Source organism: Streptomyces sp. NBC_00554, from assembly GCF_041431135.1.
Classification (GTDB): Bacteria; Actinomycetota; Actinomycetes; order Streptomycetales; family Streptomycetaceae; genus Streptomyces.
The window spans coordinates 6,946,804-6,961,958 of record NZ_CP107799.1; the positions used below are offsets into that span (position 1 = coordinate 6,946,804).

Sequence of the window (15,155 nt, forward strand, 5' to 3'; positions counted from 1 at the left end):
GCGGTTCGCTCGTTCGTCCGTGGCACGAACCTAGGCGCCCTCCGGACCACGAATAAGATCCAGTCCCATGCCTGGAAACTGGTCCAGTTCGCGGCTCGACCTGCATCTCGACCTCGATGCCGAGGGTGGTCACCGCGCCCGCCTGGAGACTGCACTGCGTGACGCGATCCGCGCCGGCCGGCTGACCGCCGGGACGCCGCTGCCCTCGACGCGGGGGCTCGCCCAAGAGCTGGGCCTGTCACGTGGGACGGTCACCGCCGCCTACGACCAACTGGCCGAGCAGGGGTACTTGACCACTCGGCCGGGAGCAGCGACCAGGGTCGCCGACGTACCGCCCCTCCATCCGGCTCAGGTACCGGCCGACACCCCTACACGTCCTCCGGCGCACGACCTGCGCCCCGGCCGCCCCGACACCAGCGCCTTCCCCGCCCGCGCCTGGCTCGCCGCCACGCGCCGCGTCCTCGACCGCGCTCGCCCCGAGGTGTTCGGCCCCGGTGACCCCCAGGGCCGTATCGAACTGCGTACCGCGCTCGCCGACTACTTGGGCCGCACCCGCGGCGTGCTCACCACCCCGGACCGGATCGTGATCACGTCCGGCTACTACCAGGCGGTCCAGTTGCTCTGCCGGGTCCTCCTGGCCCAGGACCGGGAGATCGCCGCGATCGAGGACCCCGGCCATGACTTCTACCGGGACACCGTCCGCCGCGCGGGTCTCACCACGTACGCGCTGCCGGTGGATGCGTACGGCGCGGACACCGGGGCCCTGACCGCACGCACCGACGCGGTCTTCCTCACTCCCTCGCACCACTACCCGACCGGCGTACCGCTGCGCCCCGGCCGCCGGCAGGCTGTCTGCGCCTGGGCGCGCTCCACGGGCGGGCTGATCGTCGAGGACGACTACGACGGCGAGTTCCGCTACGACCGCCGTCCCGTCGGCGCGCTCCAGAGCCTTGCGCCCGACCAGGTCGCGTACTGCGGTACGACCTCCAAGACGCTCGGCCCCGCCCTCCGCCTGGCCTGGACGGTCCTGCCACCGGATCTGGTCGCACCGGTCGTCAGGGCGAAGCAGGAAGCCGACCTGTACACGGAGACGCTGGGCCAGTTGGTCCTGGCCGACTTCATCGCCACGCACGCGTACGACCGCCACATCCGCGCCGCCCGCCTGCGCTACCGCAGACGCCGGGAGGTGCTGATCGACCGGCTGTCCGCGTTCTCCGGCCTCACTGCCCATGGTGTCCCGGCGGGCCTGCACGCCCTGGTCACTCTGCCGCCCGAAGGGCCCACGGAGACCGACCTTCTGATCGCGTGCGCCGACCGGGGCGTGGCGGTGCGCGGTCTCACCGAACTCCACCACGACCCCGAAGGCGACGGCCCCGAGGGCCTGTTGATCGGCTTCGCGGCCCCTTCCGAACGGGCCTACCCGGCGGCCCTCGACGCTCTGTCCGGGGTCTTGGCCGGACCCCTTACGCGCCCGGGTCCTCTCCGTCCGGGGTCACCGCGACTTTGAAGACGGCCCAAACGGTCTTGCCCAGAGCGTGGTCGATGACACCGAACTCGTCGGCCAACTCCCGGACCAGAAAGAGCCCTCGGCCGTCGCAACCCTCTGTGTCGGGCTCACGGACCTCCGGGCACCCGTCGCCGCTGTCCAGGACCTCGACCTTGAGTAGGTCGCCGTCCAGGGACAGTTGGAGTAAGTACTGCCAGCCGGGTGGCACTCCATGGAGCACCGCGTTGGTGGCGGCGAGTTCCAAGACGCACAGTCTTATGTCCTCATGACGGCCGGTGATCCCCCACTTCGTAAGTGTGGAGAGGGCGAACTCGCGGGCTGCGCGTACTGAGGTGCGCGACCGGGGGACCCGTCGCTGCCGAAGCAGGGACACGGTGAACCACCACCTTGATCCTGAGTTGTGCGATCCTCAGTAAAGTACTGCTATTCGCGAAAAGCAGCAAGGTTGGGGATGGGTGGTTCTTGGCGCCAACTCGCTTACTGTGTAAAGCGGCAAGGTTGGGTCGGCGCGCAGACGCGAGAGGGGAGACGCCATGAGTCCCGGCGAGTGGATCAGTACCTCGATGCCTTATCTGACTCCGCGTGAGCACGGGCAGTCGGACGCCTGGAGTTCGGAACTTGAAGCGCGGGGGCAGCGGGGGAGCCAGCGCGTCGTGTACGCGGGGGAGGTGGCGGCGCCTCCCGGAATCGGTGAGTTGCTGGGCCTGTCCGAGGCGGAGACGGTCGTCGTGCGTCGGCGCGTCATCTACCTCGCCGATGAACCGTGCGAGTTGACGGACACGTACTACCCGCGCGACATCGCCCGAGGCACCCGGCTCGCGTCGACGGCCAAGATCCGCGGTGGGGCGGTCACCCTGCTCGCCGAGCTGGGGCATGCGGGAGCTCGGGTGCAGGAGGATGTCGTGGCCCGTATGCCGACCGAGGACGAGCGAGGTGTGCTGAGGACGGCGGACGATGAACCCGTCCTGCAGTTGACCCGGGTCACCCTCGATCAAGACGACCGGCCGATCCAAGTCGACCGCATGGCCATGCCCGCCCACCGTCAGCAACTTCGGTACGAGATCAGGATCGGTGACCGTGCCCAGAGCTGAGGGCGACGACTTCGACCGCCGCTCGCTGCATGAGCGGATCGCGGCCGATCTGCGCGACGAGATCATGGGCGGAGATCTGCCGCCGGGGGCCAAGCTGCCATCCACCGTGCAGCTCAAGGGCCGTTTCGACGCGTCGAACGCCACCGTGCAGAAGGCGCTCCAACTCCTCAAGGATGAGCGGCTTGTAGTCGGGCGCGCGGGTGCGGCCGTCACCGTGCGGGAGCACCGCCAGCGGACGGTCCGGCCCGCCGTGTACATGGCTCCTGCTGAGCCGGGCGAGCCCTATCCCTGGCTCACGGAGTCATCCAAGGGCGGGGCGAGGGCGCGCAGCGAACTGCTCGATGTGGCGGAGGTGACAGCTTCTGCGGACGTCGCCGAGGCGCTCGGTCTTCCGCCGGGCGGCTCGGCGCTGCTCCGTGGCCAGCTGCTGCTGATCGACGACGAACCGGTGGAACTGGTCAAGTCCTACTACCCGTTGGAGATCGCCCGGGGCACTGCGATGACCAAGCGCCGCAGGATCAAGGGCGGGACGCCCGCGTTCCTTGCGGAGCTCGGGTACCCGCCGCGACTGAGCGTGGACAGGGTCTCGGCTCGTGTCCCCACGCAGGAGCAGTACGAGATGCTTCAACTCCCCAGCAACCTACCGGTGTTGCGCACGCTTCGCGTCGTACATAGTGACGGTGACCGGCCCATCGAAGCGTCGGTCCTGGTCAAGGCGGGGCATCTGTACGAGCTGCGGTACGAGTTCACCGCCGGGTGAACTCGTGTCGGACTTCTGATGGAACGAGCCTTCCTCGATCCGGCGCGAACCGGGGTCAGCCCAGCACCAACAACACCGCCAACGCGATCAGCAGCGAGTCGATCCGGTCCAGCAGCCCGCCCGAGCCCGGTAGCCAGCCCCCGGCGTCCTTGGTCCCCGCGCCGCGCTTGATCATCGATTCGAGCAGGTCGCCCGCCGGGCCGCCGACCGCCACCGCGACCGCCATCTGCCAGGTCGCTACGGAGAGCACCGCGAGTGTGCCGAGCCCGGCCGCGGCGCCCGCGACGGTTCCGCTCCACCGCTTGGCCGGGGAGAGCGGCGACAGCGGCGGGCCGCCCAGTTTCCGGCCGGCGAAGTACGCCACGATGTCGGCGATCGAGACGGCCACGAAGAGGGCGAGGCCGGTCGCCCCCAGCGGTACCAGCGCGGCGGGCAGACCGAGCCAGGCGAGCCCCAGCAGTCCGGTGCCGAGCCGGCGCAGACCGTGTTCGCTGTCGCCGGACAGCAGCGGCACGGCGGCCACCGCGAGCGCCCCGACCGCGATCACCCGGGGCACCTGTCCGGGCGCCAGCCAGGCGGCCCCCACCACGGCGACCACCGCCGTGGCCAGCATCGCCCGGTCCGGCCACCGCAGTCCCAGCATCCCGCCGTACTCCAGCACCCCGATGACCCCGACCGCGGCGGCGATGACGGCGGTGCCCGGGTGGCCCAGCCAGAACGCCCCGACGACCAGGGGCATCCCGAGCGCCCAGGCACACCACCGCACCATCAGCTCACGCCGACGGGAGGCCGCCGCGGCGACTCCCCCCAGTACCAGCGCCCCGCCGAGGTAGGGCGCCAGCGCGGCAACGCTGGTCACCGGGCGGTCATGCCGGTGGGCACACGCGGCGACACCGGCCCGGGCGCGGCCCCGCCGGACCGCAGCGCATCGAGGGCGGTGCGGTACGCGGCCACGATGCGCGCGTTCTCCGCGCTGTCCTTGACGGCGATGCGCAGGGTGCGTCCTTCGTACGCCGTCGACATCGGTGACAGGTCGCGCAGGTAGACGTCGCCGCGGCGGCATTCCTGTACGAGCCGGGCGGCGCTCGGTCCGTCGGGCGGCAGCGTCACGGTGAGGAAGTTGGACACCGCCTCTTCGATGGAGGCGGAGCCGTCCACCGCGGCGAGGTCGACGGCCAGTAGATGGCGCAGCGTGTGGGTCTGCGCCCAGCGGCCGGCGTAGTACGACGGATCGCGCAGCGCCGCCACCGCCGCCAGCTGCGCGGGCAGGCTGACCGCCCAGGGCGGGGTCCACCGGCGGAGTTGTTCGGTGACGGCCGGCTCGGCCACCAGGTACGCGGCCCGTACGCCGGACAGCGCGTACATCTTGGACAGTGAGCTGCAGACCACCACCCGAGGGTCGACGGCGGCGAGGTCGGCCAGCGACTCGGACAGGCCGACGTAGCCCATGTAGGCCTCGTCGATCCACCACCGCATCGTTTCCGGTGAGTCGGCGATCGCCGCGCGCAGCTCCGCGGCCGGCAGATGGCGACCGGTCGGGTTGTTGGGGTTGACCACGACCGCGAGGTCGTAGCGGCCGGACCGGGTGGCAGCGGCCAGCCGCGCCGGGTCGATCCGCCAGCCGTCCTCGCGGCGCAGCGGCAGCCGGTCCACGTGGCACCCGATCACCTCCTGGGTGACATGGGCGTACTCGCCGTAGCTCGGGTCGAGCAGCAGTACGCGGCTCTCCGGCGTCAGCCACCGTCCGAAGGCCCGGAAGATCAGGTCGGACGAACCGGCGCCGACGGACAGCGCCTCCACCGGCAGCGCCCGCGCCGTGGCGATCTCGGCCAACAGGCCCTCCGCGCCGGTCGGCGGCGACGTCCGCGCCGTCCAGGCCGGGTCCTCCGCGAGTACCGCCGAAACCCCGGGGGCCGGCGGGAACCAGGCGTCCAGCACATCGGCCGCAACCACCTCACGGCGCCGGTGCAGGCTGCGGAAGTCCGTACCGATGGCGGCAAACGAAGCCCCGCCGTGCTCGCAGCCGTCCGCCCGCGGAAGGAACGGCATGTCCAACTGCCAGTCGAGACCGGCCCGCAGCCGCTCCACCGCGCCGGCGTACCGACTCATCGCCGTCCTCATCAGCTCGATGACGGCGCCGGTGAGCACCTCGAACGACAGCGCGCCGCTGTACACGGCATGACCGGTCGGCCGCAGTCCGACGGCCTGGTACATGTCGAGCAGTTCGGTACGGCCCATGACCACCACCCGGCGGCCGCCCCGGGAGGCGATCCAGCGCAGCGCGGCGAACATCAGCAGCGGTGCCGCGATGGTCGACCGCCAGCGCGGCTCGACCGTGAGGATGCGTACCTCGAACAGGGCGTCCTCGGTCAGCAACGGCAGTTCCTCGCGCGTCAGATAGCGCTCGATCCCGTACCGGCCCGCCCACGGCGGCGTAATACTGACGAAGCCCAGCCTGTCCGCACCGCGCGCCACGACCAGGTACACGTTGTCGCCGTCCAGCGCGTCACGCAGCCGTCCCGTGGGATCGGGCGCGTGCTGCCCCAACTCCTTCGCGTACACCCGGTGGCGAAGCTCGTGGATCCAGTCGAGATCGTCAGCGACCGCACGGCGCACTTGCAGGGCATGAGCCACAGAACACCACCTATTTGGCTGGGAGTTGGGCTCTCAGTGTGGGTTCGGGGGATCGGGTGCACCTGAGCGATCGGGCCCGGGGCGGTCTGAGTACGGGTACTCAGTTGCGGTACGGGTTCACCGCCGCGCGGACCTGATCGTTACTGTGCCCATGTGCTGCCTGACTTCGAGTTGACGCCGCCGGAGCGCCGGATATGGGACGCCTTTCCCGAGGGGCGGCGGGTGGATCTGCGTACGGGCGAGCCGGAAGGGGATGATCCGGCGCGGGGCGGCGAGTGGGGGCCGGAACGTACCGTGCGGGCGGCTGTGCTGGTGGCGTTGCTGCTGGGCGGTGACGCCGCGCCGTCCGGTGCCGTCGCCTCCCTGCGTCTCGCCGGGGCGCGGATCATCGGTCGGCTCGACCTGGACGGGGCCGAGGTCGGCCATGCGCTCTCGCTCGAGCAGTGCCGGCTGGAGGAGGCTGTGAGCCTCTTCGGGGCGTCCACGCGGACGATCCGGATCAGGGACAGCTGGGTTCCTGACGTGGAGGCAGGGCTGGCTCGTATCCAGGGGAATCTCGACCTGAAGCGATCGGTGCTGGAAGGGGGACGCCTGTCGCTCATCAACGCCCATCTGGCCGGGGAGCTGAGGCTGACCGCGGCGCGGATATCCACCCCCGGGGAATGGGCCGTGTTCGCGGGCGGTCTGGTCATGGAAGGCGGTGTCTTCTGCAAGAACCTCAGCACGCGGGGCGGTGTACGGCTGTTGGGCGCGCAGTTGCCCGGTGGTCTGTTCATGCAGGGGGCGCGGCTCAGCAGCCCTCACGGTGTGGCGCTGGCCGCGGACAGCGTGACCGCGACGACGCTGGATCTGTCGGAGGGGTTCACCGCGGAGGGGGCCGTGCGGCTGCGGGGCGCCCGGATCTCGGACAATCTCAGCTTCGAAGGAGCGATCCTGAAGGGGGCACGCGACGGTGACGGCCCGTCCGTCGTCTGTCTTCAGACGCAGGCCACCGACTTCGACTTCACCGTCGCCGAAACACCCTCCGGGGCCGTCGACCTGCGGGGCGCCCAGGTCTCGTTCCTCCACGAGAACGAGCACAGCTGGCCGGGTGCCGTGGAACTGGACGGTTTTGTCTACGGCTCCATCAAGACGGTCGTGGCAGGGCAGCGGCGCGACGCCGTCGGCCGGCGGGAGACCGTGGCCCGGCATGTGGACTGGGTGCGCCGAAGTCCCGTCTACAGCCCTCAGCCGTACGAGCAACTCGCGAGCTGTTACCGGAAGGTCGGCCACGACGACGACGCCCGCCGGGTGCTCCTGGCGAAGCAGCGCCATCGACGCCGTCTGCTGCGCCCGGCCGCACGGGCGTGGGGGTACGTGCTGGACGCCACCGTCGGATACGGATACCGGCCGTGGCTGGCCGGTGTCTGGCTCCTCGCGCTGATCCTGCTCGGCACGCTGGTCTTCGACGCCAATGATCCGACCGCGGTCAAGCAAGGCGAGGGAGCCCCTTTCCAGCCCCTCGTCTACACGCTCGACCTGCTGATTCCCATCGGCGGTCTCGGTCAGCGGGCCAACTGGTACTGGACGGACGGTGGCCCGCAGTGGCTGGCGTACGGGCTGATCGCCGCCGGCTGGATGCTCACCACGGCTGTGCTCGCGGGCGTGACCCGGACCCTGAACAAGGGCTAGCGCCACGCGAGTCGGCAACGATCGTTCCCAACACAGGAACGATCGTTCGAAAATCATGGCGCGGACCGACCCGGGCACGTAGTCTCGGCAGAACCGTGACAATTTGATGGGTCAACTTCCGGGAGCCCCTTGGTGAGTGAGTCCCCGCCTCTTGCCGAGACGCTCGCGCGCCTGGACACGCGCATCGCCGAGAAGTGCCTGGACCGAGGTGAAGTGCTCGACGTACGTGCGCTGTCGGGCCGTACGGCTGTCCCCGAGGGGGAGATCCAGGCCCTGCTCGACGGCGAGGTGCCGCGCGACGGCCGGGTGGACGAGCGGATCCGGGGACGGGTGCGGGCCTTGTACGAGGCGTATCTCGGGGAGAGCGGGAAGCGGCCCGCCGATGTGTGCCGGGAGGTTGCGGGCCGGCTCGGGATCAGTGAGAAGTGGGCGCGCTCGCTCCTCAACGGCGACAAGATGCCGAACGTTCCGGACCTCACCCTGCTCGCGGAGTTCTTCCGTATCGACCAGGGCACGAAGTTCTTCACCGACTCCGCCTCCGTAGCCTTGAACGGGGCGCTTCAGCGCATCCTGCGGGAGCTCGAAGGCGCCACGGAGGACGGGCCGTTGCTCAAGTTCACGACCAAGCACGGAGTCGTCACCTTCGCGCTGCGCGGCAAACGGCTGACGCCCCGCAAGCAGGAGGCCCTCGCGGTCATGCTGGACGGTCTGCTGAGCGGCGAGGAGGCGGAGCTGCGATGAGGCTCGCCCATGCGATGCGCAGGCTCGTGACCGCTCTGCGGCCGGCCGGGGCCGACTCCGAGATGCGCGCTCTCGCCGTGGAGCTCAGCCGCGCGCTGCGCAAGAGGATCGACACCCCGGTCGACGTACGGGAGTTGGCCCGTGCCCTGTGCGAGGAGATCAGCGGGCGCCGCGACGGCCGTCCCGTACAGCTGCACTTCGAGCGCTTCCCCGACGAGTTCGAGGTTACCGGGCTGTGGATGGAGTTCCACGACTTCGACCTCGTCGTCATCGAGGAGCGTGCCGAAACGGTGCAGCAACTCGTCATCCTCGGCCATGAGTTGTGGCACATGCGGCAGGGGCATCGCAGTCATCGCCTCGACACCCACGTCGACGGGGCGGCCGCCGCGGCACGCGCCCTCGCGGACGGCACCGGCTGGCAGGAGATCGCCCTGACGCTGGCCGCCCGCAACGGATCCCACGCCACTGCCGAGGCCGAGGCCGAGGACTTCGGGCTGCACCTCGCGAGCGTCTTCCGCTCGTGGGTCACCGGCCCCCGCACGGACCGGCGGGGGCCCGCCGATCCGGTCGGCCGGGCCATCCAGGCGTCGCTGGGCTACCGCGACCCCCGGGACTGACGGGCGATGGACACCTCCCGCTTCCCCCTCGGGCCCCACATCGCCTTCTGGCTGCCGACCACCGTCCTCACCGCCGCCCTGGCCATCAAACTGCCCGGCATCCTCAAACTCTGGAAGGACCCGCTCCTCAGAGCCGTCGGCGGTCTCCTCGCCCTCGCCTGCGCCATCTTCGTCTTCGCGGCACCGCCGACCATCGCCTGGACCAACCGTGTCACCGGCGTACGGAACATCTCGGCGCCCCTGGTCTACAGCCTCATCACCGCGTTCTCCGGGGCCTGCCTGCTGCTGCTCATCGCCTGGCGCAACGGCGTCTCCGACCGCTCGGACACGACGCGCCGCGCCACACGCTGGGTGGTCACCGCCTACTCGGGCGTGATCGTCGCGCTGTGGGTGCTCTTCGCGCTCGCCGACGTCGAGGTCGAGAGGTTGCGGGACCTCGACACGTACTACGCCACCACGCCCTTCATGCGCGAAGAGATCGTGCTCTATCTGCTCGCGCACACCGTGGCCTGCCTGATCACGGCCACCCTGATCCGGAACTGGATCCGCACCGGCGACCTCGACGTATGGCTGCGCGGCGGTCTCAAGCTCCTGGGCGCCGGCTACGCGACGAACCTGCTCTTCGCCGCCGCGAAACTCTCGGCGGTCGTCGCCCGGTGGACCGGCCACGACCTGGACTGGTTGAGCACCCACCTGGCACCGCCCGTCGTCTGCGTGTCCGCCATCCTGATCGCGGCGGGCTTCGTCTTCCCGTACGCCGGCCAGTACCTGCACCGCCGCTGGCAGACCCGGATCGCCCACTGGCGGCTGCGGCCCTTGTACGTGCTGATGCGGACCGGCACGGGCGGCCGTGTCCCCTTCCGGCTCCGGGCCACCCCCGAACTGCGCCTGACGCGCCGCGAGACGTTCATCCGCGACGCGCTGCTCCACCTCGCCCGGTACATCGACGAGGACCTTGGCCGACGGGCGTACGACGCGGCGGTCGGCCTCGGACGGGACGCCGAGCGGGCGAAACCGCTCGCCGGTGTCGTGACGATCCAGGCTGCCATCGAGTCCAGGCGACGATCCCAGGAGCGCGACGCCGGCTTTCCTCCCCACAGCCCCGACATGGAAGACCTGCTGGAGGGGATCGAGGCCGTGTCCCGGGCTCTCCGCCACACCGACGACATCAGGGCGGTCCGCGAGCGCGCGACCGCCGCAGCAGAGAGCGTGCCAGCCACATGAGTGCCACTCCCCTGAGCGAACGACCGCCCATAGCAAGGCCCTTGAGATCCGCCGTCGTCCTCGGCGGCAGCCTCGCCGGCATGCTCGCGGCCCGCGCCCTGGCCGAGTTCGCGGACGTCGTCACGATCGTCGAGCGGGACGCCCTCCCCGAGGGCCCCGAGCGCCGCAAGAACCTGCCCCAGGCCCAGCACCCGCATGCGCTGTGGTCCGGCGGCGCCCGGGCGATCGAGGAACTCCTGCCGGGTGTCACCGGGCGGCTCGCGGAAGCCGGTGCGCGCCACCTCGCGGTCACGACGGACATGGTCGTGCTGTCGGCCCAGGGCTGGTTCCGGCGCTGGAACGAGTCCCACCACATGGTCCTGATCAGCCGCTACCTGCTCGACGCGATCGTCCGTGCGCTGGTCCTCGACGACGACCGGATCAAGCTCGTGGAGCGCGCGGAGGCGCTCGGCCTCGAAGGCACCGCCGCCGCTGTCACGGGAGTCCGCGTCCGCGGCGGTGACGGCACCGAGTCCGTCCTGTCGGCCGACCTGGTCGTCGACGCCACCGGACGCGGCTCCCGCGCACCGGAGTGGCTCGCGGCACTCGGCCTGGCCGCACCGAAGCAGCGCGAGGTCAACTCCGGCCTGGCGTACGCCAGTCGGATGTTCCTCGCCCCCGAGAGCGCGCGGGAAGGCTTCCCCGTCATCAATGTGCAGGCCGACCCGAGCGAGGGGCGCCCCGGCCGGGCGGGCTTTCTGCTGCCCATCGAGAACGGGCGCTGGATGGTCATGCTGACGGGCACCCGAGGAGGCGAACCGACCGCCGACGAGAGCGACTTCGAGCGGTTCGCCACGGAGGAGCTGAGCCATCCCGTCATCGGGGAGTTCCTCGCGGGCGCCGAGCCCCTGTCCGGCGTCGCCTTCACCCGGTCCACCGTGAACCGCCGCTACTACTACGAGCGTTCGCGGCGCTGGCCCGACGGGTTCGCGGTCCTCGGCGACGCGCTCGCCGCGTACAACCCGGTCTACGGGCACGGCATGTCGGTCGCCGCGCAGAGCGCCCTCGCCCTGCGCGAGGTGATCCGCCGCCGAGGCTGGGGCACCCCCGGGCTGGCACGCGCCGTACAGAAGGCCGTGGCCCGCCCGGTCAACGCGGCCTGGGACCTGGCGACCGGCCTGGACGTCTTCTACCCGGGAGCGACGCAGAACGGCCCCACGCTCAGGGACAGGATCATCGCCGCGTACGCGAACCGGCTCCTGTACACCGCCACCGGCAACGGCCGCATCGCCCGCCGCTTCACCGACGTGTCGTCCCTGGAGCGCGGCGCGCACATCCTGTTCGCCCCCAGCGTCCTCCTGGCCGCCGTGGTCGGCCCGCTCAAGCCGCAGCTCACCGAACCGCCCCTCACCGACGAGGAGTGGAAAGCCGCAGGTCAGGCCCGCTTCAGCTAGTCTGCGGCGGGATCACCCCGAGATGTCGCACGAGAAAGCCGTACGAGGATGGAGTCAGCCGTGCCCCGCAGTGCCGCACCTGCCCGTATCGCGCTCGCCACCTACAACCCGGGCGAGGAGCCCAGCGCGGACCGGGATCTGCCAGTGCTGGCGGCGGCGTTGGAGGAGGCGGGGGCCGAGGTCGGTGTCCGGTACTGGGACGACCCGGAGGTCGACTGGGCCGGGTTCGACCTCGTCGTCATCCGGTCGACCTGGGACTACAGCTGGCGGGCCGCGGAGTTCGTGGCGTGGGCCGGGCGGTGCGGGCAGGCGACTCGGCTGGCCAACCCGGCGGGGGTGGTGCGGTGGAACGCCGACAAGCGGTACATCGGGGATCTGGCGGAGGCGGGGGTTCCGGTGGTGCCGACCCGGTATGTCGCGCCGGGGGACCCCGTCGAGTTTCCCAGTGACCGTGAGTTCGTCGTGAAGCCCACCGCAGGCGCGGGCGCCCGGTATGCCGCCCGGTACACCCCCGAAGAGCGGGAGACCGCCGTACGGCATCTCGCGCGGATGCACGCGGAGGGGCTGACCGCGATGGTGCAGCCGTATGTGAAGAACATCGACGCCGGGGGCGAGCGGGCGCTCCAGTTCTTCGGCGGGCGCCTGCTGCACGCCAGCAGGAAGGGCGCCGTCCTGGAGCCCGGGACGTCGTACGACGAGGACAAGGTCGCGCATCCGAGGCTCGAGCCCTGGGAGCCGACCCCGGCCGAACTCTCCGTCGCCGAGCGGGCGTTGGCGGCCGTACCGGATGCGGGCGAGGTGCTCTACGCCCGGGTGGACCTGGTCGACGGTGACGACGGGGAGCCGTGTGTCATGGAGCTGGAGCTGATCGAGCCCAATCTCTTCCTCTGGCTGCACCCGGAGTCGGTGCCCGCGGTCGCGGAGGCGATCGTCACGGCTGCCCTTTGACGCCCACCCGCTGCAACAGCCCCCAGGTGAACTCCGCCGCGCAGTCGTGCCGTACGCCCGACGTGTCCGGGGCCTTGAACATCAGCCCCCAGCGCGTGGGTGCCGTGCCCTCCAGGGGCCGGGCGGGTGCGAAGGCGCGGGCCGCCTCGTCGACCGTGCAGGACCAGGGGGTCAGGTCGTCGAGGGTCTCAAGGACCGGACCCGGGGCGCCCGGTGCGCGGACCAGCCACTCGTTCCAGGCGATGCCGTTCGGGGCCACCAGGACCTCGAAGCGGAGGTCGGGCCAGAGGGGGACGGGCCAGAGCAGGGCCTCGCAGGCCAGGTCGCCGATCTGGCGGGGGGTGACGGACTCCGGGGTGCCGAGGATCGAGCGGTAGCGGGAGGTGGCCGCCCGGGAGCGCGGGGCGTGCAGCATCGCCTGCCAGCGGCGGTTGGCCTCGCGCATGTCGGCGATGGAGACGCCCAGTTCGTGGCGGGCGTCCTCGACGAGGTCAGGATTGTGGTCCGCCATGCGGCGCAGCAGGATCAGCTGGAAGTCGAGAGCGGTGAACGGGGTGGTGGGGCGCTTTCCGGACGGCATGGGGTCCATCGTCGCGTATGCGGTACGCGCCCGGGCGGTGGCCGTCCGGGAGGAAGAGCACCGAGTTCACGTAGCGGGGGCCGCGTGGCGGAAGCACCCTGCGCAGCAGGCCCTGCGAGACGACGTGGGACGTCCGGGCCTGGTGGGCCTCCAGGGGGAAGGACGCGAGGGGCAGCCAGGTGTCGCCTGGCAGGACCCAGCCCGCGTAGCCCTGCTGGGCGAGGTGGGCGATCACGGGGGCGACGGGCTGGATACGGGACTCCAGCTCGATGAAGAGGGCCGGGCGGTCGCGGGCGATGAGGGCGCTCGCGCCGCGCAGGACCGCCATTTCATTGCCGTCCACGTCGATCTTGACGAAGTCGACGTTGCGAAGGTTCAGGCTGTCGAGGGTCAGGCAGGGGACCTCCAGGGCGTTGGCGTGGATGTCCCTGCGGACCAGGGACGACACACCCCGGTCGCCCGCGTCGTCCGGCGGCAGCCACAGGCGGGCGGTGCCCCGGCGGTCGGAGGCGGCGGCGTGGATCACGCGCACGTTCGCGGGGCTGGCGGAGGAGAGGAGCCGGGCCAGGTGCGGGACCGGCTCGACGGTCACGACGCGGCCGGCCCGGGCGGCCAGGCGGTGCGTCCAGGGGCCGTACCAGCCGCCCACGTCCACCGCCGTGCGGCAGCCGGGCGGGCAGAGGTCCCCCAGCCGCGCCAGCTCGGGTTCGAAGCGCGGATAGACGAGCCGGGCGGTCGCGGCGACCAGACGGATGGGCAGGAAGCGGGCCAGGCGGGCGGTCAGGGTCCTCGGTGAAGGGCTGCTCATGGGGCCATCCTCTTGAGGAGTTCCTCGTGTTCGTCCTCCGTCACCTGCTCGCCGGAGGACGGCAGCAGTTGCGGGATGCCGTCCACGATCGGGTAACGGCGTTGCAGGCGGGGGTTGTACAGCGCGGCCTCCGACCCCAGGGACTCATCGGGTACGAGCAGGTGCAGCGGGCCCTTGTCCAGCGGGCAGGCCAGGATCTTCAGCAGCGGGTCGTCGGGGTTCACGGGGGAGTCAACTCCTTGGTGGCAATGGGGGGTTGGGGCGCGGTGTCGTGCTTGGGCATGGCGAGCAGGACGGACACCGCGAGGGCGGTGCCCGCCAGGCGCAGCGCGAGCCGCACCGGTTCGTGCGGCAGCGCCTCGCCGAACGCGAGCGTGCCAAGCACCGCCGTGAACAGACACGTCACCGTCGTACAGACCGGCACGATCAGCGAGGCCCGGCAGCGCTGCAGCGCCGCCTGCGACATGACCAGGCCGAACGCGCCGGTGAAGAGCAGGAGATAGGGGTACGGGGAGCGCAGCAGGCCAACCGCCGCACCGACCGGTCCACTTGTCGTCAGATAGCTGGACACACCCTTGATGGCGAGCGAGCTCACCCCGTACAACAGGCCCACCGCCACGCCGTATTCGACGCCGGTGGTCGGCATCCGGTGCCGGTGCCGGGAGCGGCGCTCGGCGGCCCCGTACAGCCAGATGCCCATCGCGAGGGTCGGCAGGCAGACGGTGAGGATCAGCGGTGCCGGAGCGCTGCGGCTGACCGTGTCCGAGTCTTCGCTCAGGGACAGCACCACCATCAGCAGGGCGGCGAGGATGGCGCCGAGTGCGTACCGCTCGCGGCCCGTCGTCTCCTCGCCGAGCAGCCGGGAGGAGAGCAGTACGAGGAGGACCAGCCCGGAGACGAAGATGCCCTGCGCGGCGGCGATGGGAAGCGTGCGGTAGACGGCGAGCTGGGCACCGAACCCGGCCGCGAGGGACAGCGAGCCGCCGATCCACAGGGGACTGCCCAGGACCAGCCGCAGCAGACGGGCGGGGCGGCGGATGTCGACCTCCGGCATGGCCGCCAACGCGCGTTTCTCCAGGACGAATCCGGTGCTGTACAGGACGTTCGCCAGCAGGGCCGCGGCCACTCCCCACCACATGGG

Annotated in this window: 16 protein-coding genes; 9 read left to right on the forward strand and 7 right to left on the reverse strand. The window is 71.2% G+C overall.

Annotation, left to right across the window (positions count from 1 at the left end; translation table 11 throughout):
* Positions 1 to 67 precede the first annotated feature (67 nt).
* Positions 68 to 1,507, forward strand: coding sequence for a PLP-dependent aminotransferase family protein (locus OG266_RS30620; RefSeq protein ID WP_371549532.1), 1,440 nt, complete (start codon positions 68 to 70; stop codon positions 1,505 to 1,507).
* On the opposite strand, the gene OG266_RS30625 is transcribed toward OG266_RS30620, so the two are convergent.
* Complete coding sequence (locus OG266_RS30625; protein ID WP_371549534.1) at positions 1,464 to 1,880, reverse strand: ATP-binding protein; 417 nt, start codon at positions 1,878 to 1,880, stop codon at positions 1,464 to 1,466. The two genes, OG266_RS30620 and OG266_RS30625, sit on opposite strands and share 44 nt — an antisense overlap.
* A gap of 160 nt (positions 1,881 to 2,040) precedes the next feature.
* Here OG266_RS30625 and OG266_RS30630 point away from each other — a divergent pair, with 160 nt between their 5' ends.
* Together OG266_RS30630 and OG266_RS30635 are read left to right on the forward strand one after the other, a co-directional pair.
* Positions 2,041 to 2,598, forward strand: a complete 558-nt coding sequence (locus tag OG266_RS30630; RefSeq protein ID WP_371549536.1) for a GntR family transcriptional regulator — start codon at positions 2,041 to 2,043, stop codon at positions 2,596 to 2,598.
* Complete coding sequence (locus OG266_RS30635) at positions 2,579 to 3,358, forward strand: GntR family transcriptional regulator (RefSeq protein ID WP_371549538.1); 780 nt, start codon at positions 2,579 to 2,581, stop codon at positions 3,356 to 3,358. Before OG266_RS30630 ends, OG266_RS30635 begins: the two co-directional genes overlap by 20 nt.
* 55 nt (positions 3,359 to 3,413) lie before the next feature.
* Here OG266_RS30635 and OG266_RS30640 read toward each other — a convergent pair whose 3' ends face one another.
* A complete protein-coding gene (locus tag OG266_RS30640; RefSeq protein WP_371549540.1) occupies positions 3,414 to 4,217 on the reverse strand; it encodes a phosphatidate cytidylyltransferase in 804 nt (267 codons plus the stop codon).
* Entirely contained in the window at positions 4,214 to 5,992 is a 1,779-nt protein-coding gene (locus OG266_RS30645) for an aminotransferase class I/II-fold pyridoxal phosphate-dependent enzyme (RefSeq protein ID WP_371549542.1), read from the reverse strand. Before OG266_RS30645 ends, OG266_RS30640 begins: the two co-directional genes overlap by 4 nt.
* 153 nt (positions 5,993 to 6,145) lie before the next feature.
* Here OG266_RS30645 and OG266_RS30650 point away from each other — a divergent pair, with 153 nt between their 5' ends.
* The 6 genes from OG266_RS30650 (at position 6,146) to OG266_RS30675 (ending at position 12,626) form a co-directional block, all read left to right on the forward strand.
* Entirely contained in the window at positions 6,146 to 7,663 is a 1,518-nt protein-coding gene (locus OG266_RS30650) for an oxidoreductase (RefSeq protein ID WP_371549544.1), read from the forward strand.
* Positions 7,664 to 7,795: 132 nt separating this feature from the next.
* Positions 7,796 to 8,404 (forward strand): transcriptional regulator, encoded by a 609-nt coding sequence (locus OG266_RS30655; protein ID WP_371549545.1) that lies wholly within the window; start codon positions 7,796 to 7,798, stop codon positions 8,402 to 8,404.
* Positions 8,401 to 9,021: a toxin-antitoxin system, toxin component gene (locus OG266_RS30660; protein WP_329547801.1), complete on the forward strand. Its 621-nt coding sequence runs from the start codon at positions 8,401 to 8,403 to the stop codon at positions 9,019 to 9,021. The genes OG266_RS30655 and OG266_RS30660 overlap by 4 nt, the downstream gene beginning before the upstream one ends.
* A gap of 6 nt (positions 9,022 to 9,027) precedes the next feature.
* Complete coding sequence (locus tag OG266_RS30665) at positions 9,028 to 10,245, forward strand: MAB_1171c family putative transporter (RefSeq protein WP_371549547.1); 1,218 nt, start codon at positions 9,028 to 9,030, stop codon at positions 10,243 to 10,245.
* 80 nt (positions 10,246 to 10,325) lie between these two features.
* Entirely contained in the window at positions 10,326 to 11,678 is a 1,353-nt protein-coding gene (locus OG266_RS30670; protein WP_371553020.1) for an NAD(P)/FAD-dependent oxidoreductase, read from the forward strand.
* A 48-nt stretch (positions 11,679 to 11,726) separates the two neighbouring features.
* A complete protein-coding gene (locus OG266_RS30675) occupies positions 11,727 to 12,626 on the forward strand; it encodes a RimK family alpha-L-glutamate ligase (protein ID WP_371549548.1) in 900 nt (299 codons plus the stop codon).
* Here OG266_RS30675 and OG266_RS30680 read toward each other — a convergent pair.
* The 4 genes from OG266_RS30680 to OG266_RS30695 are packed head-to-tail and all read right to left on the reverse strand — an operon-like array spanning position 12,610 to position 15,140.
* Entirely contained in the window at positions 12,610 to 13,215 is a 606-nt protein-coding gene (locus OG266_RS30680) for a hypothetical protein (protein ID WP_371549550.1), read from the reverse strand. The genes OG266_RS30675 and OG266_RS30680 overlap by 17 nt on opposite strands.
* Entirely contained in the window at positions 13,118 to 14,014 is an 897-nt protein-coding gene (locus OG266_RS30685) for an FkbM family methyltransferase (RefSeq protein ID WP_371549552.1), read from the reverse strand. Before OG266_RS30685 ends, OG266_RS30680 begins: the two co-directional genes overlap by 98 nt.
* Positions 14,011 to 14,238, reverse strand: a complete 228-nt coding sequence (locus OG266_RS30690) for a Trm112 family protein (RefSeq protein ID WP_266463056.1) — start codon at positions 14,236 to 14,238, stop codon at positions 14,011 to 14,013. Before OG266_RS30690 ends, OG266_RS30685 begins: the two co-directional genes overlap by 4 nt.
* A complete protein-coding gene (locus OG266_RS30695) occupies positions 14,235 to 15,140 on the reverse strand; it encodes a hypothetical protein (protein ID WP_329550252.1) in 906 nt (301 codons plus the stop codon). Before OG266_RS30695 ends, OG266_RS30690 begins: the two co-directional genes overlap by 4 nt.
* Between the last annotated feature and the right edge of the window lie 15 nt (positions 15,141 to 15,155).

Excerpts from the sequence above, each read along its gene's own strand:
- OG266_RS30620 (WP_371549532.1), top strand. The coding sequence starts at position 68 with ATGCCTGGAAACTGGTCCAGTTCGCGGCTCGACCTGCATCTCGACCTC.
- OG266_RS30630 (WP_371549536.1), top strand. The coding sequence starts at position 2,041 with ATGAGTCCCGGCGAGTGGATCAGTACCTCGATGCCTTATCTGACTCCG.
- OG266_RS30660 (WP_329547801.1), top strand. The coding sequence starts at position 8,401 with ATGAGGCTCGCCCATGCGATGCGCAGGCTCGTGACCGCTCTGCGGCCG.
- OG266_RS30665 (WP_371549547.1), top strand. The coding sequence starts at position 9,028 with ATGGACACCTCCCGCTTCCCCCTCGGGCCCCACATCGCCTTCTGGCTG.
- OG266_RS30670 (WP_371553020.1), top strand. The coding sequence starts at position 10,326 with ATGCTCGCGGCCCGCGCCCTGGCCGAGTTCGCGGACGTCGTCACGATC.
- OG266_RS30675 (WP_371549548.1), top strand. The coding sequence starts at position 11,727 with ATGGAGTCAGCCGTGCCCCGCAGTGCCGCACCTGCCCGTATCGCGCTC.
- OG266_RS30680 (WP_371549550.1), bottom strand. The coding sequence starts at position 13,215 with ATGGACCCCATGCCGTCCGGAAAGCGCCCCACCACCCCGTTCACCGCT.
- OG266_RS30685 (WP_371549552.1), bottom strand. The coding sequence starts at position 14,014 with ATGAGCAGCCCTTCACCGAGGACCCTGACCGCCCGCCTGGCCCGCTTC.